A 19928-nucleotide genomic window follows, 5' to 3' on the forward strand; every position below is an offset into this window, starting at 1 on the left:
TTTTATGGACGAAAAGGATATTTCTCGAAAACAGCGTTTAATTAGTTATAGCATTATTTATTTAACTGCTATTTACCCATTACATCCCGCTTGGAGTTCTGTAATTACTCCATCTGATAAAACAATAAAAATAAGTCAGCAAAATACCGTTCCTATTATTAATATTGCAACACCTAATGATATTGGTGTTTCTCATAATCAATTTCACTCTTTTAACGTCGGTAAACAAGGTGTTGTACTTAATAATGCAACAATACCTATTAATACTCAATTAGCTAAAAAAGTGAATGCCAATGCTAATTTAAAAGGTAATGCAGCGCATTTAATTATTAATGAGGTAGTGGGAAATGGACATTCACAGTTATTAGGTAAATTAGAAGTTGCAGGACAACAAGCAGACGTTTTAATTGCAAATCCGAATGGTATTACGTGTGATGGTTGTTCGTTTATTAATACCCCAGCAATTACGCTTACGACAGGAAAACCTCAATTTAGCCCTCAAGGTGCCTATTCAGCAATAGAAGTGAAAAAAGGCAGTGTTGTTATTGGTAAACAAGGTATGAATACCGAGCTGCAAAATTATGCTGATATTATTAGTCGTAGTATTGAATTAAATGGAAAAATAAACGCTAAAAATCTTTCTTTAATGCAAGGAAATAACCGTATTGATTTTGAAAAAGGAACGGTAAATAGCCTTAATGGAGAAGGTATAAAATCAACAATCTCTATTGATACTAAAGCGCTGGGTGGAATGTATGCCAATCAAATACGCCTAGTCAGCACAGAAAAGGGAGTCGGTGTTAATTTAAGTGATGTTCAGACAACTCAAAACAGTATGAATTTAACTGTTGATGGAAAAATTACCTTTAATGGCAATATTCAATCTGAAAAAGATATTAATGTTAGCAGTAAAGAACTACAAATTAATCGTGATACAAAGTTAAAAGCGAAAAGGGATATTACGTTAGCAACTCATGCGCTAACTAATCATAGTGAAATTATCTCAGAAAAAGATATGCGTTTATTTGCAGATAAGCTCACTAATAAAGGTGAAAAGGCAGTTATTCAAGCAAAAGATAATTTATGGATACAAAAAAATGCACAGGGTGATCCCAGTTCTTTAATTGAAAATCAATCCGCTACCATAAAAACAGAAAAGGGTGATTTGATTATTAGAACAAAGAAGTTGGTTAATGAATCTATTACACCTTTATTTAAAGAAATAAAACAAGAGCCTGATTCTAAACTCTCTATAAATATCGGTAATCATCTCCTCTCTCCTTCCAGAAGTCCTACGGATGATTTTCTTTTAGTTATTTTATTCCCTGAATTAAAAGATTTTTCTGATAAAAAATGGTTTGATATCTTAGATTTAAAAAATAATGGAGGAGTTAATGTAGAACGTTTATATTTTGAAAAAAGTGAACAATATGTTCCAAGTGTTATTTCTTCAGGGAATAACTTATATATACAATCTAATGAGTTTATTAATAATCAATCTAGAATTATTGCAAATAATAATTTAATTGCAACAGGCAGTAATGCAAAATTATATTACTATCGTTCTGGATATCTTAATAAATGGGATGTGTATTCTCATGATAATTCTCAGTTTTATTATCGTGATGATATAGTTAAATATAAACTTGATGAAGCTAAGTTCAATAAGATAAGTCATTTCGTACCTTTTGTGAAAACGGGGAGTCATTATGAATTTTCTGTAAATGACGTTTCTGATTATATAATAAAAGCAGGTAATAACTTAGTATTAGATTTTAAAAATAGTATAGATTTAGAGCGCAAGCTACCATCTACAGGAAAAGAAATAAAAAAATTCCGAGGATTATCAGATTTTGAAAACGCTATATTAGCTAAGAATATATTGTTAAACGCTAATAATATGAATATTTCTTTAAATTTAACAGCGAAGGATTCCTTATCTATTATTGCTGATAAAAATATAAATATAAATAATTCAGAGTTATTAGCTGATGAAAATATAAATTTGACAGCGACTGATACTATAAATTTTGAGAATATAGATGTATCAGCAAAATATTTTTCTACTACAACTAAAAAGGGAGATATTAGTCATTTATTTAATCCCACAACCTTTTATACTCTAAAAGGTGTTAAATCGCCATATATTGATATTTCTGAAAAAATAGATTTCCATTCTGGAAAAAGTATTTACATTTCAAATGTAATAATTAATAAACCTAATGAAATAAATTTATCTGCGCTAGAAGATATTAAAATAAATCGTGATGAATCTTTTCTTTTTAATTTAGTGCCTTTTATTAGAGATAGTGGATATATTCCAGGATTTTTAATTAATATGGGGATTTGGGAAAGTAATCACAATATCGTTTTTACTTCCGGTAAAGATATTATTAGTCAAGGAATAAAATATAATAGTAATAAAGCCATAACCTTTAATGCCGGACAGGATATTTTTCTTTCCTCTAAATCAATAAAAGATGCCGATCCTTTCTTTAGTGATATTCATTATCCTCAATTACAATCTAAATTATTTTCAGATAATAACCTTATTTTAAACGCCGCTCGTGATATTGATTTAACTTCAACCATATTAAATTCAAAAGATAAAGTCATTGTATTAGCCGGTAGAAATATAAAGCTGGGTGCAAACGCTTATTCTGCTATCAAAGATCCCCATGAAAATGCTCAAGATATCCAGTATGCCACAGCAACGATAACTGGCAATAAAGGCATTTCTATTGCGTCATCAGGTACATTAATCACAGAAGGAAGTTCATTTAAATCAGAGGGTGATGTCACTATTTCAAGTGGTGACAATATTCAATTGGGATCAGTAAGAACGCATTTTCGTAAAGAGTCGGGTTCTTACTTAGAAGAACTTCGTAAACAAGTCAGTACTGAAATTAATAGTGGTAATAATTTAACATTATTATCTGAAGGCAGTATTTTATTTCAGGCATCAAAATTAACTGCCAATAAAGAGATTGATATCGCGGCTAAAGGTGGGTTCCTTTACGCGAAAGCGATGGAAGAATCGAGTTATTACAAAGAAGAAAAGAAAAAATGTAATAGGTGGACTTTGTGTATTACTAAAAAGAAATATACGAAAACATTTTATAACACCAATAATAAAGTCACCGAGTTTATTGCAAATAGCAATATTAATTTATTTGCTAAAGATGATATCACTTTAGAAGCTACTAAAATTGATACAGCAAAAAATGCCAAGTTAACCAGTAAAACAGGAAAAGTTAATTTTAAAGCAGTAAAAAACACTGCCTTTAAACAAGTTATTACCAATTCAAAAGATATTTATATTACTCAGCGTGATCAGGGATATACCAAAGGAATATGGGTATTACCTGAACTTTATATTGGTGGAATGCTCACAATTGATGCCCCAAAAGGCATAACTGCGGATATTAAAGCCCAAAAAGAGCAATCATTAGAACAAGCATTAACTGTTTTAAGTAATACACCAGAATATGCTTGGCTTAAAGATCTACAACGCCAAGAAAATATTAATTGGAATTTAGTGAAAGACACTTATTCCAGTTGGGATGATAAAACTCAGCAATTAAATCCTGTTGTCGGTGCGGTCATTGCTATCGCGGTAGGGGTTGCAACTTACGGTACTGCAACGGCGGCAACCATTGGTGGAATGGCAAGTGAAGCCACCATTGCGGCAGGTGCATCAGCCAGTGTGGCTTCAACAGCATCGGTTGCGGCACAAGCGGGTTTTGCCTCTTTAGTATCTCAAGCTGCAGTCTCTTTAGCTGAGAACAAAGGCAGTATTTATAAAACTATTGAATCACTCGGTCGTAGCGATACTGTCAAGTCTGTCGTTACAAGTATGGTGGTTGCAGGGGCATTGCAAGGTCTTGACCAATTTATGGGTTGGGATCAGGCAATCCAAGGAGGAACCTTACCCTCAACAGGTAAGTTATTGCTTACTGATAACGCAACATGGAATCAAGTTGCACAGCGTGTTGCCTCACACTCAGTCGTCAGTTCAACCCTGGGCACTGCCATTCAAGGCGGTAGTTTTATTGATAATTTTAAAACTGCACTATTAAGCAATATTGGCAGTCAATTCCATGCAGAAGGTGCCAACCTAATTGGTGATAACGGTGCGGTATTAGGACATGCGGGAAAGGTTTTAAGTCATGCAACATTATCTGGTTTATCTGCACAAATTAGTGGAGGAAATGTTAAAGGTGCAATTATCGGTGGTTTGGCCGCTGAAATTGCGGCTATTTCGTTGGGTGATAACACTATTAAGGCTGAGGAGTGGCATAAAAAATCAGAATCACAAGCTCAATTTGTTAGGTTATTCGGTGGTATAGCAGGCGGTATTTTTACTGGTGAGCCTGGTGGTGTATATAGCGGTGCAAGAGGAGCTGAAAATAGTTTCCGTTACAATTATCTCTCTCATCATCAGCAAAAATTAATGGAGAAAGAATTATCTGCTGAAACTAATTATTTTAAAAAGACAGCAATTTATCTTAAATGGCTATCAGCAGATATAGGACAAGATACAGGGTTTAATGCAGGCCTTGTAGCAGGTATACCAACAGGATTGTATGAAACGATCGAAGGGCTCGCTTCTCTTGCTACAAATCCATTAGAAACATACCAAGCTATCAAAACGGTTATTCAAAGTGATAATGCTTTCGATACATTAACTCAAGCGGTTAAACAATCTTATATCGATCGTATTGAAAAGCTAGAGGCAGAATATCAAAAAGCAGGTGTATCTGGTTCATTTAATGCGGGTGTTGAAAGTGGAAAACTCATTTTTGATCTCGTAGGCTTATTTGCTGGTGGTGCTGGAGTTGTGAAAGGAAGTTCTCAGCTTATAGCTAAGACATCAGCTAAGATTACCACAAGAAATAAATTGATTTCTTCTATAAAAAGTGGACAAGTAGGATTAAGTGATCCTGATGCAGTTGATTTAATAAAAGCTGATATGCTTAAAAACTTTTATAGCTATAAAGCTCCATCAGGTATTATTGCTGGTTATATAGACAAAAAGGGTATTTATTATGTAACGGAAGGTAACCATAGGATGGTTGCTGCAGTGGAAATATATAATGAAATAGGAGAAATAAAATATATTAATCAATTGTTAGATAATGGAAGCTGGACTAAAATAGAAAATCCTATAGTTGATTCAAAGCCATTACCGGTAAGAAAAATAAAGTGAGAATATATGACTAAAAATGAAATATACATAGATATGATGTATTGGATTTTGCCTCAATTAAGAAATATTCAGTCTAGAGGAATGATAGCAAAAGCAAAAGATAAATCTTGTTATTACGAATTACAGTTAATTCATAATTTACCCAAAAAAATACTTAATCAAGATTTTGATGAAAGTGATATTTCATTTTTAAATTTTCAAGCTAAAACATATACTGAAAAATGCAATTCAAAAATAAGTATATTATATGATGGTAATATCAAGTATATTAAAATGTTATTTAACTTGGTCCCTAATGAATTACGTCATCAATTACGATGGGATGGGCCTATCAATTAAATTGAGGATGTATGGGTTTATCTCTAATTTCAGAATGGGTACCAGGTTCATCTTATACGTATGCGTGGGTTGCCATGGATAATCAAGAGTATCTAGCAAAAATGTATAATAACAATAGTGGGTGGTTACCTAAAGCACTATTATCGATACCTGATATTAAATTATATTTGGATGATTTATCTGAATATATTGATGGTGAATCAGAAAAATACAACAATAAAATAAATAAGAATGCTAACTATATTGTTGATTTATATTCAAGTTATACTTATAAAAAATAATAAAAGAATTTGATTTTGAATTGAAAAAATGGGATGGGAATCATTCTGATGCGGGAATAGGGGCTAAAATGGGAATGTTTTATTTTGAAGCATTAGAGGGACAATCTATAGGAGAAGATTATCCCATTGGCTATGAAGGTGAAACCAAAATGGGTGACTATTTTCGTTTTATTGTTCCAACTATTTATGCAACGATAGAAGATATTCCTGAAGAGTTAAGAAAATATATTGTAGCCTCTGATAGTATTGATTTTACCAAAGATAGATTGCTTGATAATAATAAAATTAGCGATTATTTTACCCGCATGTATTCAGAATAAATAAAATTAATTATTCTTTAATAAAATTATAATTCTAGATTAAAACCATCACTTAATATTATTTCTAAAATAATAACTAAGTAATGGTTTTATTTTTTTATTGAAAAGCAACCATACTAATAATTAACACAGTGTGGCGACAATCACCTGATCGGCATTAAATAAAGCCGTTACGCTGTCATTAATATGTAGTTTTTGCTCTTTAACATGCTGATTAGAACAGGTGGCACACACTTCTTGTCCGCCTTCTAATGTCACCACTAATTCGCTGTTTTCACTGCCCGTTTCAATTTGAGTCAACGTGCCTGAAAGAGCATTATCATATTGTTGTGTTAAAGATGAGCCTTTTTCAATATTGACCCATGGCGCTTTAATTAAGATCAGTACTTCTTTGCCTTTTTTTAGACCTAAGCGGTCTGCACTTTTTTCTGTTAAAGCCGCACGAATAGTCGTTTTTCTATCTGCAAGTTGCACATTAACATGCTGTTGAACTTGAAGATTATCACGCTCAATAATCGTACCGAAAAACTGGTTTCTGGCACTCGTTTGTAATGAAAAGCGAGAAATCGCCGCCAAAAGGCTATCAAGAGGGAGTGAATCGTCTTTCAATACATCAAAGGCTTTTTGCTGAATTTGACCTAGCAGATCGTAAAGTTGAAGTAAGCGTTCACAATAATGAGTAAGAGTTGCACCACCACCGCCTTTGCCACCCGTTGCTCTATCAACAAGAAGTTCGTCTGCGAGTTGATTCATTTCATTAATGGCATCCCAAGCACTTTTATAACTAATGCCCGCCATTTTTGCCCCTTGGCTAATTGAACCTGTCGCTTTGATCTGTTTTAACAATGCAACGCGACGAGGATCGGCAAAGAGCTTATCTTGAAGTTTAAGGGTTAATAATATTTCTGCTTGCATAATGATAGGCTTCTTCTTTTTTTGTGTGTTTATCGCATTTTTTGTGCCGACACAAAGCGATAATTCTCTAGAATATATACAACTATAGCGTTATTATTCGTTATTCGTGAAGAAATGCCAACTCTGGCTTTCCGAATATACCATGATAAAGAGGTTATCATGCTTGAATTATTGAAAAGTTTAGGGTTCGCTCTCTTGATGGTACCTGTTGTAATGGTACTCATTATGGGCATTATTTATGGTTTAGGTGAAGTGTTTAACCTGATTTCACCAAGTCAGCCAAAAGCAGACAAAAAATCATAAAATCTCCCTCCCTGATTTAGAATAGCCCTTTATATTGAAGGGCTATTTTTTTGCTCACTATACTCGTCATACTTCAAGTCATAGCGTTGTTGACTGCTCATTCGCACTAGTCACATACTTATGGATGCTCCTAGCGACTCATTCACTTGTCGCCTAGCTGTGACTTGAATTATTTAGAGTATATAGCCTTTTTTCTATTTGTTTTTTTACCCTCTATTTTTATGGTTATATTTATTGATATATAACCTGTTTCTCACATCTAATCCTTTCATTTTACGCTGTATCTTGGTATATACAGCGTGGTCATCCTTTAATTTAAGTGGAATTAGAACATGAAAAAATTATCAGGTAAGTTACTTGCTGGTGCGGTTATCTCTTTTGCTTTAGTCAGTCAAAGTTTTGCATCGGAAAAAGTAACGGTATTTGCGGCCGCTTCTCTTACCAATGCTCTTAATGAAATTTCGGCACAATATAAGCAAGAAAAACAAACTGAAGTTGTTGCATCTTATGCATCTTCTTCAACACTAGCTCGTCAAATTGAACAGGGCGCACCTGCAAATCTGTTTATTTCAGCAGATCAGCAGTGGATGGACTATGTCATTGATAAAAATTTAATGGTTGCAGATTCACGTCATACACTATTAGGTAATGATTTAGTACTCATTGCCCCTAAAGATAGTAAATTAAATGACGTTGTTATTAATAAGGAAACCAAATGGAAATCCTTACTTAATGGCGGAAAATTAGCTGTTGGCGATCCGGATCATGTGCCTGTTGGTATCTATGCTAAAGAATCATTAGAATATTTAGGTGCATGGGATACAGTAAGCCCAGAAATGGCTCGTACTAATAACGTGCGTAGTGGTATGGCGCTAGTTGAACGTGATGAAGCACCATTAGGTATCGTATACGGTTCTGATGCGGTTGCGAGTGATAAAGTGAAAGTGGTCGGCGTATTCCCAGCTGATAGCCACAAACCTGTTGAGTATCCAATGGCAGTTGTAAAAGGTCAGGACAATAAAGCAGTTCGTGATTTTTATGACTATCTGAAAACACCTCAAGCCGCAGAAATCTTTAAGAAATACGGCTTTAGCCCACTGTAGGAATTATACTTTTGGAGATGTTAAGTGAATACGAATGGCAAGCCATCATACTAAGCCTTAAGGTATCGTCTGTCGCAGTTATAATCAGTCTACCTTTTGGTATTTTTATGGCTTGGCTTTTAGTTAGGGTACGTTTTCCTGGTAAATCATTGCTTGATAGCATTATTCATTTACCTTTAGTTCTGCCACCTGTTGTGGTCGGTTATCTTTTACTGATCAGTATGGGTAGACGTGGATTTATTGGTGAATGGTTGTATAACTGGTTTGGTTTTAGCTTTACCTTTAGTTGGCGAGGCGCAGCACTTGCATCCGCAGTAGTTGCATTTCCACTGATGGTAAGAGCAATTAGACTAGCATTAGAAGCTGTCGATCAACGCATGGAGCAAGCGGCGAGAACCTTAGGGGCTTCGCCATTACGAGTCTTTTTTACTATCACGTTACCTTTGTCTATGCCAGGGATCATCGCAGGAATTGTGTTGGCATTTGCGCGCTCATTGGGAGAATTTGGCGCAACAATCACTTTCGTCTCCAATATTCCGGGGGAAACAAGAACCATTCCTCTGGCAATGTATACCTTGATTGAAACACCGGGTGCGGAAATGGATGCCGCCCGTTTATGTGTGATTGCAATTATTTTGGCGCTCGTCTCTTTAATGGCTTCAGAGTGGCTAACTCGTTGGGGTCGTAAAAGATTGGGGGGCGTATGCTAGAGATGAATTTTAAACAGACGCTAGGATCACTGCGTCTGGAAGTAAATACTGAACTGCCAACAGAAAGTATTACGGCAGTTTTTGGTTTATCTGGTGCGGGTAAAACTTCACTGATTAATGTGATTGGCGGGTTAACCAAACCAGATTCAGGGCGGATTGTATTAAATAATCACACACTGGTTGATACTGAAAAGAAAATTTATCTGCCACCTGAAAAACGTAAAGTGGGTTATGTATTCCAAGATGCACGGCTGTTTCCTCATTACACAGTGAGAGGAAATCTGCTTTATGGTATGTCACCGACAATGAAAGTGCAGTTTGATCGCATTATTTACTTATTAGGCATCGAACATTTACTTTCGCGTTTTCCTATCACCTTATCAGGCGGTGAAAAGCAACGTGTTGCTATTGGACGAGCGTTGCTGACAGCTCCTGATATTATGCTAATGGATGAACCTTTAGCATCGCTTGATTTACCGCGTAAACGTGAGTTACTGCCGTATTTAGAAAAGCTCTCTCAAGATGTACAAATTCCTATTTTGTATGTGAGCCATAGCCTTGATGAAATTATTCGACTTGCAGATAACGTTATTGTGATGGATGCAGGAAAAATTAAGGCGACAGGTAAGCTGGAAGATGTATGGGCAAGTAGTGCATTACGTCCTTGGTTACAAAAAGAGACGTTAAGCAGTATTGCCAATGTCATGGTGGTAGAACACCATAGTCATTACGATATGACGGCAACGGCTTTTGGTAATCAAGTGTTGTGGTTGCCTCAAATAGAGGCGAAAATCGGTCGTGATGTGCGTGTGCGTATTGATGCTTCTGATGTGTCATTAACAACGACTCGCCCATCCAATAGTAGTATTCGTAATATTTTGCATATGAAAGTGGTTGAAACCATTAAAAATGATGGCCAAGTTGATGTGAAACTTGTCAATGATGGCAATTATTTATGGGCGAGGATCACGCCTTGGGCAAAAGATGAATTAAATATCCAAGAAGGGCAATGGCTTTATGCGCAAATAAAAAGTATTTCGCTAAGTCGCCATCTTTGATTTTTTAGTTGTATTTGTTGATAAAAAAACCTCATCTTTGATGAGGTTTTTGTCTTTTGGGTGATGTAAAAATAGGGCTAAGACAGAATATATTTATGGATAGTCTCTGCAATACCTGGTTGTGAGTTTACTTTTGTGACCATTTTGGCGCGTGCTTTTACTTCATCTGAGGCATTACCCATTGCAACACCTAAGCCCACATGTTCTAACATACTAAGATCATTAAAATTATCACCAAAGGCAATAACATCATTCATACTCATGCCATTTGCTTCAACCCAGCGTTGTAAACGACGACCTTTGCTGTTGCCTTTTTTGGCGATATCAACTTGATCAATCCAAGACCATTCACACTCTAAGCCCACTTGTTGCTCAATTTTCTCAACTAAAGTACGCAATTCATCGTGATCAGGCGTTGTAGTGGCTATTTTCCAAATTGCATTAACATCATGCATGGCTTTATAGAAATCATCGACTTTAACGAGATTAGGGCGTTGTGCGATAGGTAATGTTTCTGACCATTTTAAAGTGCGTTGAACAGGGGAGGATAATTGGTCATAAAGCATTGCATCGTCGGCATAAACCAAGTGATGGATATCGGTTTGTTTAACGAGATCTAATACAGCTCTGGTTTCTTGTGTAGTTAGTGGATCAGACTCTAATACTTTTTTACCAATATAATCATAAAGGTAAGTTCCATTACAGCAGATTGCAGGGGTATCAAGATCGAGCGCTTGATAGAATGGATGAATAGCAACATGATGACGACCTGTTACAATTAAAACTTTAACGCCTGCTTTTCTTGCAAGATTGAGTGCTTCTAAAGATTCTGGCAGGATACGTTTTTGGTCATCAAGCAGTGTGCCATCAAGATCCAAAGCAATAACGCGATATGACATAAATAAGCCCCTTGATAGTATTAAGATGCAATGGTGTTGATGTTACACGTTAACCAATAAAAGATAAACTAGCTTAATCGTTACAATTAAACGTTAGTTATTATATTATTCTTTATAAATCAATGGGTAATGTGTTTTAAGGAGAAGGGATGAAACAGGTAGTCTACGTAGCAAGTCCAGAGAGTCAGCAAATTCATGTTTATGCGTTAAACACCGAAGGTGAAATGGATTTATTGCAGGTTGTTGAGGTTGCAGGGCAAGTGCAACCAATGATTGCAAGTGCTGATGGAAAATACCTTTATGTGGGTATTCGTCCTCATTTTAGTGTGGTGACATTTGCGATAGCTTCTGATGGTCAGTTAGAACAAAAGGCGACAACGTCAATTCCAAGCACGCCTGTCCATTTATGCTTAGATAAAACAGGGCGCTTTTTGTTTGTTCCTTCTTATCATCAGGGTAATTTAGCTGTTTTACCTATTAATGCGAAGGGGATCCCTCAATCACCTATTCAAATTATTGAAGGCTTAAATAAGCCTCATTCATCTAACATCGATTGGAATAATAAACAACTGATTGTGCCTTGCTTAGGTGAAGATCATATCCGTTTATTTGATTTATCAGAAGACGGTCGTTTAACAGAAGCGGGTACTGACGAGCTAACAACAGCACAAAATGCAGGTCCTCGCCATATGGCATTCCATCCTAATGGTGATGTGTTTTATTGCCTTAATGAATTAGATGCGACAATCAATATATATCGTCGTATGGGTGATTTATATCGCTTAATGCAAACGGTGGATATCGTCCCTGAAACTTTCAACAGTACTCGTTGGGCGTCAGATATTCATATTACACCAGATGGTCGTTTTCTTTATGCAAGCGAACGTTCTGAAAGCTTTATTTGTGCGATGACAATTTCAGAAGCGGGCGATTATTTGCAACCTGTGGGTTATTACCCTACACAAACACAGCCTCGTGGCTTTAATCTTGATAATACCGGAAATTATCTGATTTCTTGTGGTCAAAAATCAGATTTTGCATCGGTTTCTCGTATTGATAAACACACTGGTGCATTAACTGAGTTAGCGTGTTACCCAGTAGGTAAAGGCGCTATGTGGGTTACCGTTGTGACGAAGTAAAGATTACTGTAAACCTCTAGCAAAATATTTCCTTGCTAGAGGTTTTATTTTTTATAAAAGGTTTATGAGAGATTAACAACTTTCTCAATAGTTTGAGTGAGTTTAGTGAGGTTTTCTGGCGGCATAATAAATGGCGGCATAATATAAATCAGCTTACCAAAAGGTCTTATCCAAACGCCTTCAGCAACAAAGATTTTTTGTAATTTTGCCATATTAACAGGCTCATGCATTTCAACCACACCAATCGCGCCTAATACGCGTACATCTTTAACACTTTTAGCCTGTTTTAACGGTAATAGCTCGCATTTTAATTGTTTTTCAATTTCTGCAACTTGGTTTACCCAATCACCTTTTGCTAATAGAGATAAACTGGCGTCTGCAACAGCACAAGCCAAAGGATTTCCCATATAAGTAGGACCGTGCATAAAGCATCCCGCATCACCTTGACTGATGGTTTCGGCAATATGACGCGTAGTTAAGGTTGCTGATAAGGTCATATAACCACCCGTTAATGCTTTACCTACACACATTATATCTGGCGATATTTCAGCATGTTCACAGGCAAACAGCTTACCTGTTCGACCAAAACCAGTGGCTATCTCATCTGCAATGAGTAGTACATCAAACTCGTCACACAGTGCTCTTGCATGCTTTAAGTATTCAGGATGATAAATTCGCATTCCACCAGCACCTTGAACAATGGGTTCAAGCATAACGGCAGCAATTTCTTGATGATGTTGCTCTAGTGTTGAGCGTAATGAGTGGATATCAGCGGGCTCCCATTCTTCATAAAAACCTGTTTTTGGCGCATCCACAAAGAGATGATTAGGCAGATAACCTTTGTAAAGACTGTGCATGGAGTTATCTGGATCACACACTGACATGGCACCAAATGTATCGCCATGATAGCCCTGTTTTAACGCCACAATACGTTGGCGTTTTTCACCTTTAGCCTGCCAATATTGCAAAGCCATTTTAAGCGCAACTTCAACAGCAACCGAGCCAGAATCTGCGAGAAATATGCATTCAAGAGGCGCTGGTGTTATCGCTAATAATTTTCGACAAAGTGATACTGCTGGTGGATGAGTAATGCCACCAAACATCACATGAGACATATTGTTTAGCTGTGTTGTAACGGCATTATTGAGTTCTGGATGATTATATCCATGAATTGCTGCCCACCATGAAGACATTCCATCAATCAGTTTTCTACCATCGGCCAAGACTAATTCAACGCCTTTTGCACTGACGATAGGGTAAGCAGGTAAAGGATTACTCATCGAAGTGTATGGATGCCAAATGTGGCGTAAATCGAAAGCGATATCTTCAGGTGTCATTATATTTTTCACTTAATCATGTAAACCAATGGTGATCAATTTTAGTTGACATGATAACCCTATTATTTAAACTGGCAATCACTTTTAAACAGGAGATTGTATTGTGAGCGCACTAAAACGTTGGACACTAAAAGAAGCCAGAGCATTGTTTGATATGCCATTTTTAGATTTGGTTTTTCAAGCACAACAAGTTCATCGTCAACATTTTGACCCTTCACAAATCCAAGTGAGCACTTTGCTTTCTATTAAAACAGGGGCTTGTCCTGAAGATTGTAAGTATTGTGCCCAAAGCGCGCGGTATAAAACGGGATTAGAAAAAGAGCGCTTAATGGAAGTACAGCAAGTGATTGAATCTGCGAAAAAAGCAAAAGCGGCAGGTTCAACACGTTTTTGTATGGGTGCGGCATGGAAAAATCCGCATGAGCGCGATATGCCTTACCTTGAGCAAATGGTAAAAGAAGTTAAAGCGCTGGGTATGGAAACCTGTATGACACTCGGCAAATTAGATGATTCACAAGCTAACCGATTAGCAGATGCAGGACTGGACTTTTATAACCACAACCTTGATACCTCACCTGAATTTTACGGCAGTATCGTGACAACACGCACCTATCAAGACCGTTTAGATACGCTTGATAAAGTGCGTAATGCGGGTATTAAAGTGTGTTCTGGCGGAATTTTAGGGTTAGGCGAGGAAGTTAAAGATCGCGCTGCAATGCTGGTGCAATTAGCCAATTTGCCACAGCCTCCTGAAAGTGTTCCTATTAATATGCTTGCCAAAATAAAAGGGACACCACTTGAAGATAATGAGGATGTCGATCCTTTTGATTTTATTCGTACTATCGCCGTTGCTCGTATCATGATGCCGCGTTCTTATGTGCGTCTTTCTGCTGGGCGAGAGCAAATGAGTGAACAGACACAAGCATTTTGCTTTATGGCTGGGGCTAACTCTATTTTCTACGGTTGCAAATTATTAACGACAACCAATCCTACTGAAGATAAAGATCACCAATTATTCCGCAAGTTAGGCCTAAATCCAGAGCGGTTAGCGGTATCAATGGGCGATAATCAGCAAGAAGAAGCGCTAATGCACGCTGTTGCTAATAAAGACACTGAACAATTTTATAACGCGGCACTGTAATGAGCTGGCAAAACTATTTAGATGAAAAACTTAATGTGCGTAGAAATACGCCATTATGGCGAAAACGCCAAGTGATAAATCATTCTAATGGGCGCTTTCTAACCACGATATCAGGCGAAAAGTATCTTAATTTTTCAGGCAATGATTATTTAGGTATTAGCCAACATGCCGATGTGATTAACGCATGGCAACAAGGTGCGAATAAATATGGTGTGGGAAGTGGCGGTTCAGGGCATATCACAGGGTTTACACAAGCTCATATGCAATTAGAACAGCATCTTGCAGATTGGTTGGGTTACGATAATGCGCTGTTATTTTCATCAGGTTATAGTGCCAATCAGGGCGTTATTTCGGCATTACTTGAAAAAGAAGATATCATTATTGCTGATAAACTTTGCCATGCTTCATTAATGGAAGCAGCCGCATTATCACCCGCCACGTTGTGGCGCTTTTTGCATAATTCGCCAGATTCTTTATCTCAACGACTCAATAAAACGTCTGCTAATAAAATCCTAGTGGTGACAGAAGGGGTATTTAGCATGGATGGCGATCAAGCGCCATTAAGAGAAACTGCATTAATAAGCCAAAAGCATCATGCTTGGTTAATGGTCGATGATGCGCATGGTATAGGTGTTTTAGGTAAACAAGGCCAAGGCAGTTGTGATGACGTGGGTATTAAACCTGAATTATTGGTTGTAACTTTTGGTAAAGCTTTTGGAGTGAGTGGGGCGGCTGTGCTTTGCAACAAGCCAACTGCTGAGTTTTTTGAACAATATGCTCGCCATCTCATTTACAGTACCTCAATGCCACCGGCACAAGCTGTGGCTTTAAATTCCGCACTGAATGTGATTAAGCAAGCTGATAGTGAGCGGGAATGTCTTCAACAATTAATTTATACCTTTCGCCAAGGTGTTGCTTCGCTCCCTATTAAATTATTGCCTTCGCAAACTGCTATTCAACCCGTTATTATTGGTGATGAACAATTGTGCCAAACACTTTCAGATTATCTGCAATCTAAAGGGCTTTGGGTAAAAGCAATCTTTCCACCTACCGTACCTCCTCAAAGTGCACGTTTACGAATAACGTTAACGGCTCGCCATCACCTTTCAGATATTAAGCTGTTAATCGAGACGCTTCATGCTTTCTTCAGTCAAAACAGATAAACAACGTATAGCTCAAACATTTGGTAAAGCTGCGATTCATTATGATAATCATGCCAATATTCAGCGCTATAGCGGCAATAAATTAATGGATTTAACACGTCATGATAGTGGCAACATTGTGTTAGATGCAGGGTGTGGAACGGGATATTTCAGTCAAAAATGGAAGCAACAAGGCAAGTTTGTTATTGCGCTTGATTTATCACATTCAATGTTACAAGTGGCAAAACAGCAACAGCGAGCCCATGGCTATCTACAAAGTGATATAGAGCACTGTGCGATTACGCCACAAAGTGTGGATATTGTTTTTAGCAATTTAGCGATGCAATGGTGTGATGATTTATCTGTTGCCGTTAAAACGTTAATGAACACTGTAAATGTGAAAGGATCACTTTATTTTTCAACACTTGCCACGTCGACATTACAAGAAGTCAGAGACGCTTGGCAATCGCTTGATAAGCATGAACATGTTAATCCCTTTTTATCCCCTCAAGATATCGAGAAAGCCTGTGCTGGTTTTCATTGCCAATTTTCTACCGAAACTGTCACAGAACAATATGATTCATTACATGCGCTCTTTGCTTCTTTGAAGGGCGTTGGTGCCAATTTTGTGCAAGGTGATCGCCAAAAAGGCTTGATGACACGACAAAAACTCCATGCATTAGAAAATGTATGGAAAACAGAATCAGGAAAATATTTACTCACTTATCAAATTGTTATAGGAAAAATATCTCATGGCTAAAATATGGTTTTTAACAGGTACAGATACCGAAGTGGGTAAAACGGTTGTGAGTAGCGCATTATTACAATGTGCGGCACATCAAGGATATCAAACTGCGGGCTATAAACCTGTTGCATCAGGAAGTGAGTGGCTAAATGAAGGTTTACGTAACTCGGATGCGTTAACATTGCAAAAATTCAGCACAGTAAAATTAGAGTATCACCGCGTTAACCCTTATTGCTTTGAAACGCCGACATCGCCGCATATTGTCAGCCAAGAAATGAATCAGCCTATTGATTTTGATGTGATGTCAGAAGGCTTGTCTTACTTAAAGCAGCAAGCTGATTGGGTTTTAGTTGAAGGTGCTGGTGGTTGGTTTACTCCACTGTCAGAAAATCAATTTTTCTCTGATTGGGCTATCAATGAAAAGCTACCTGTTATTTTGACTGTAGGTGTTAAATTGGGTTGCATTAATCATGCGTTATTAACGCAACAAGCAATTATTCAGTCTGGTTTAACATTGGCGGGTTGGGTTGCAAATGAAGTTGAACCTGCGGGGCGATATCAGAAAGAATATTTGGCAACATTAAAACAGCATATTAAAGCACCACTCTTAGGTAAAATACCCTATTTAAATGAAGTAAAAGAGCATAATTTCACTCCTTACCTTGATCTTTCTTGTTTAAAACTAAGTTGATAGACCGTTTTTAAGTAAATTATAAAAGTCTATTTTTTATACCAATAAAAAAATAAAAAAAATAAATTTCGTCAATTTTGAGGGATATTTTAAGATGGAAAAAAAGACGTAACCTACCGAGAGATAACAACTTTGTGTAGTTATCCACTATTCCTGTGGATAACCTTGTGTATTACCATTATAAAAATACTCTAAATAGAGAGAACACAAGGCATTGCTAAAGATTGGCGTTATTCTCAACTTTTATTTTTAATTCTTATATATCAATTAATTAAATAAAATCAATAGAGAGGCTGGTGTTGGTGTGTTCCTTTGAATAATTCATTAAAAAGGGGGTTGCTTTTTGGAAAAATCCCAGTTCCAAAACTGGGGATAACTTATGCTAATTATTCAGACAAATTTTATCAGATAGAGATTGAAGCTGGATTTTTATCCAGTATTATAGGGAGGGTCAGCGAGGAGAAGAAAATATGAGCAAAGATTTCAAACTGCATTCTGAATTTAAACCAGGTGGTGATCAACCTGCCGCTATTGCCTCACTCTGTGAAGGATTAGATGATGGTCTTGCTCATCAAACTCTTTTAGGGGTAACAGGTTCAGGTAAAACTTTTACGATTGCCAATGTGATTGCCAATCTAAATCGTCCGACTATGGTGTTAGCGCCAAATAAAACATTGGCGGCACAGCTTTATAGTGAGATGAAAGAATTCTTCCCTGAAAATGCAGTGGAATACTTTGTTTCTTATTATGATTATTATCAGCCAGAAGCGTATGTTCCAAGCTCTGATACCTTTATTGAAAAAGATGCTTCTGTTAACGAACATATCGAGCAAATGCGCTTATCTGCTACTAAAGCCTTGCTAGAACGTAAAGACGTCATTGTGGTGTCATCCGTGTCAGCCATTTATGGTTTAGGTGATCCCGATAGCTATTTAAAAATGATGCTTCACCTGACTAACGGCATGATAATCGACCAGCGTGCCATTTTACGCCGTTTAGCTGACTTACAATATACTCGTAATGATCAAGCCTTTCAGCGGGGTACATTTCGTGTCCGTGGTGAAGTGATTGATATCTTTCCTGCTGAATCTGATGATTATGCATTACGTGTTGAACTATTTGATGAAGAAGTCGAACGCCTTTCACTGTTTGACCCTTTAACGGGGCAAATTCACTACAATGTGCCTCGTTTTACTGTTTATCCTAAAACGCACTATGTCACACCTCGTGAACGTATTCTTGAAGCGATGGAAGAAATCAAAAAAGAACTCGCAGATAGACGCAAAGTACTTTTAGCTAACGATAAACTTGTTGAAGAACAACGGGTGACACAGCGTACTCAATTTGATCTCGAAATGATGAATGAGTTGGGATATTGCTCCGGTATTGAAAACTATTCACGCTATTTATCAGGTAGAGGCCCCGGTGAGCCACCACCAACCCTATTTGATTACCTTCCTGCTAACGGTTTACTCGTAATTGATGAATCACACGTTACTATTCCTCAAATTGGTGGAATGTATAAAGGCGACCGTTCCCGTAAAGAAACCTTAGTTGAATATGGCTTCCGTTTACCTTCTGCGCTTGATAACCGTCCATTACGTTTTGAAGAGTTTGAGGCGTTAGCACCACAAACGATTTATGTTTCAGCAACACCGGGTAAATATGAACTTGAAAAATCGGGTGATGAAATTGTTGAGCAAGTTGTAAGACCAACAGGTTTACTTGATCCGATTGTTGAAGTGCGGCCTGTGGCAACACAAGTTGATGATTTACTTTCTGAAATTCGTATTCGTGCAGCGAAAAACGAACGTGTATTAGTAACAACACTGACAAAACGGATGGCAGAAGATTTAACGGAATATCTTGAAGAGCACGGTGAACGTGTTCGCTATTTGCACTCTGATATTGATACGGTTGAGCGTGTCGAAATCATTCGTGATTTGCGCTTAGGTGAGTTTGATGTATTAGTGGGTATCAACTTACTCCGAGAAGGTTTGGATATGCCAGAGGTCTCTTTGGTGGCGATCTTAGATGCTGATAAAGAGGGTTTCTTACGTTCAGAGCGTTCATTGATTCAGACAATTGGTCGTGCGGCTCGTAATCTTGAAGGTAAAGCGATTTTATATGGCGATAAAATTACCGATTCAATGGCAAGAGCAATAAGTGAAACTGAACGTCGTCGTGAGAAACAGCAACAGTTTAACCTTGAGCACGGCATTGTGCCTAAAGGATTAAATAAGAAAGTTGGTGATATTCTCAAGATTGGTCAGCCTTCTCAGGGACGCAATAAGAAAGGGCACAAAGCAACAGAGATTCATGATAATTATCCGTTGTTATCAACGGCTGAATTGGAAAAAGAGATCCAACGTTTAGAAGCCGAAATGTATCAATATGCAAAAGATCTTGAATTTGAGAAAGCGGCGAGTACTCGTGATAAGTTGCAAGCGTTACGTGCTCAATTTATTGCTAACTCTTAATTAGAGAAATTAAGTTCACAAACTAATAAAGGGATATCCGTATTTTTACAGGGATTATCCCTTTTTATCTTCTATCTTCCATTTTTTGCCTTGTTTGATATTCCCTTAATGGCGTT

17 protein-coding genes are annotated in these 19928 nt (G+C 37.2%); 14 read left to right on the forward strand and 3 right to left on the reverse strand.

Annotation, left to right across the window (positions count from 1 at the left end):
• Positions 1 to 4: 4 nt before the first annotated feature.
• The 4 genes from ACWPWK_RS15620 to ACWPWK_RS15635 are packed head-to-tail and all read left to right on the forward strand — an operon-like array spanning position 5 to position 6149.
• Complete coding sequence (locus ACWPWK_RS15620) at positions 5 to 5209, forward strand: DUF637 domain-containing protein (protein ID WP_454209218.1); 5205 nt, start codon at positions 5 to 7, stop codon at positions 5207 to 5209.
• Positions 5210 to 5215: 6 nt separating this feature from the next.
• Complete coding sequence (locus tag ACWPWK_RS15625) at positions 5216 to 5548, forward strand: zinc ABC transporter substrate-binding protein (RefSeq protein ID WP_109373966.1); 333 nt, start codon at positions 5216 to 5218, stop codon at positions 5546 to 5548.
• Between the two features lie 11 nt (positions 5549 to 5559).
• Entirely contained in the window at positions 5560 to 5829 is a 270-nt protein-coding gene (locus tag ACWPWK_RS15630; protein ID WP_109373967.1) for a hypothetical protein, read from the forward strand.
• Between the two features lie 20 nt (positions 5830 to 5849).
• Positions 5850 to 6149 (forward strand): hypothetical protein, encoded by a 300-nt coding sequence (locus tag ACWPWK_RS15635; protein WP_162558387.1) that lies wholly within the window; start codon positions 5850 to 5852, stop codon positions 6147 to 6149.
• Positions 6150 to 6272: 123 nt separating this feature from the next.
• Here the strand turns inward: ACWPWK_RS15635 and modE are convergent, their stop codons facing one another.
• Positions 6273 to 7064, reverse strand: coding sequence for a molybdenum-dependent transcriptional regulator (modE, locus tag ACWPWK_RS15640; RefSeq protein ID WP_109373969.1), 792 nt, complete (start codon positions 7062 to 7064; stop codon positions 6273 to 6275).
• A 159-nt stretch (positions 7065 to 7223) separates the two neighbouring features.
• Between modE and ACWPWK_RS15645 the strand changes: the two genes are divergently transcribed.
• From ACWPWK_RS15645 to modC, 4 genes are all read left to right on the forward strand, one after another.
• Entirely contained in the window at positions 7224 to 7367 is a 144-nt protein-coding gene (locus ACWPWK_RS15645) for an AcrZ family multidrug efflux pump-associated protein (RefSeq protein WP_071788544.1), read from the forward strand.
• A 332-nt stretch (positions 7368 to 7699) separates the two neighbouring features.
• Entirely contained in the window at positions 7700 to 8470 is a 771-nt protein-coding gene (gene modA / locus ACWPWK_RS15650) for a molybdate ABC transporter substrate-binding protein (RefSeq protein ID WP_109373970.1), read from the forward strand.
• 17 nt (positions 8471 to 8487) lie between these two features.
• Positions 8488 to 9180: a molybdate ABC transporter permease subunit gene (modB, locus tag ACWPWK_RS15655; protein ID WP_109373971.1), complete on the forward strand. Its 693-nt coding sequence runs from the start codon at positions 8488 to 8490 to the stop codon at positions 9178 to 9180.
• The gene (gene modC, locus ACWPWK_RS15660) at positions 9174 to 10238 is read left to right on the forward strand and encodes a molybdenum ABC transporter ATP-binding protein ModC (protein ID WP_109373972.1); all 1065 of its coding nucleotides are present in this window, start codon (positions 9174 to 9176) and stop codon (positions 10236 to 10238) included. Before modB ends, modC begins: the two co-directional genes overlap by 7 nt.
• Positions 10239 to 10315: 77 nt before the next feature.
• On the opposite strand, the gene ACWPWK_RS15665 is transcribed toward modC, so the two are convergent.
• A complete protein-coding gene (locus ACWPWK_RS15665) occupies positions 10316 to 11137 on the reverse strand; it encodes a pyridoxal phosphatase (RefSeq protein WP_109373973.1) in 822 nt (273 codons plus the stop codon).
• 149 nt (positions 11138 to 11286) lie between these two features.
• Here ACWPWK_RS15665 and pgl point away from each other — a divergent pair, with 149 nt between their 5' ends.
• Positions 11287 to 12276, forward strand: a complete 990-nt coding sequence (gene pgl / locus ACWPWK_RS15670) for a 6-phosphogluconolactonase (RefSeq protein WP_109373974.1) — start codon at positions 11287 to 11289, stop codon at positions 12274 to 12276.
• A 62-nt stretch (positions 12277 to 12338) separates the two neighbouring features.
• Here pgl and bioA read toward each other — a convergent pair whose 3' ends face one another.
• Positions 12339 to 13613, reverse strand: coding sequence for an adenosylmethionine--8-amino-7-oxononanoate transaminase (gene bioA, locus ACWPWK_RS15675; protein WP_109373975.1), 1275 nt, complete (start codon positions 13611 to 13613; stop codon positions 12339 to 12341).
• A 103-nt stretch (positions 13614 to 13716) separates the two neighbouring features.
• On the opposite strand from bioA, the gene bioB reads away from it, so the two are divergent.
• From bioB to uvrB, 5 genes are all read left to right on the forward strand, one after another.
• Entirely contained in the window at positions 13717 to 14754 is a 1038-nt protein-coding gene (gene bioB, locus ACWPWK_RS15680; RefSeq protein WP_109373976.1) for a biotin synthase BioB, read from the forward strand.
• Entirely contained in the window at positions 14754 to 15917 is a 1164-nt protein-coding gene (bioF, locus tag ACWPWK_RS15685) for an 8-amino-7-oxononanoate synthase (RefSeq protein ID WP_109373977.1), read from the forward strand. Before bioB ends, bioF begins: the two co-directional genes overlap by 1 nt.
• Entirely contained in the window at positions 15892 to 16656 is a 765-nt protein-coding gene (gene bioC / locus ACWPWK_RS15690) for a malonyl-ACP O-methyltransferase BioC (RefSeq protein WP_109373978.1), read from the forward strand. The genes bioF and bioC overlap by 26 nt, the downstream gene beginning before the upstream one ends.
• Positions 16649 to 17332, forward strand: coding sequence for a dethiobiotin synthase (gene bioD / locus ACWPWK_RS15695; protein WP_109373979.1), 684 nt, complete (start codon positions 16649 to 16651; stop codon positions 17330 to 17332). The genes bioC and bioD overlap by 8 nt, the downstream gene beginning before the upstream one ends.
• Before the next feature lie 470 nt (positions 17333 to 17802).
• The gene (gene uvrB / locus ACWPWK_RS15700; RefSeq protein WP_109373980.1) at positions 17803 to 19812 is read left to right on the forward strand and encodes an excinuclease ABC subunit UvrB; all 2010 of its coding nucleotides are present in this window, start codon (positions 17803 to 17805) and stop codon (positions 19810 to 19812) included.
• The last annotated feature ends 116 nt before the right edge of the window (positions 19813 to 19928 follow it).

The sequence above is a fragment of the Proteus sp. Marseille-Q3619 genome (assembly GCF_965283115.1).